The sequence below is a fragment of the Microseira wollei NIES-4236 genome, assembly GCF_020521235.1.
GTDB classification, from domain to species: domain Bacteria; phylum Cyanobacteriota; class Cyanobacteriia; order Cyanobacteriales; family Aerosakkonemataceae; genus Microseira; species Microseira wollei.
In genome coordinates, this window is the sequence record NZ_BLAY01000762.1 from 1 (window position 1) to 247 (window position 247).

At 43.7% G+C, this 247-nt stretch carries 1 protein-coding gene; it reads right to left on the reverse strand.

Going from position 1 to position 247, the window contains the following annotated elements:
* The coding region (locus tag MiSe_RS50475; RefSeq protein WP_226595154.1) for a hypothetical protein at window positions 1-247 on the reverse strand (247 nt) is incomplete at both ends.

The window sequence follows — 247 nt, forward strand, 5'->3', positions numbered from 1 at the left end:
GATGAGTCAGCTATTTTTTGGTCAATTGCGGCTGTAGTTTGCTTTAAGTCGGCAATTTGACTTGGTTCCAACCGCTGGTTAAACGCTTCGTTCAACGACGAAAGGTTTCCTTGCAGTTGTTGTATTTGTTGTTCCAGGGATGAGTCAGCTATTTTTTGGTCAATTGCGGCTGTAGTTTGCTTTAAGTCGGCAATTTGACTTGGTTCCAACCGCTGGTTAAACGCTTCGTTCAACGACGAAAGGTTTC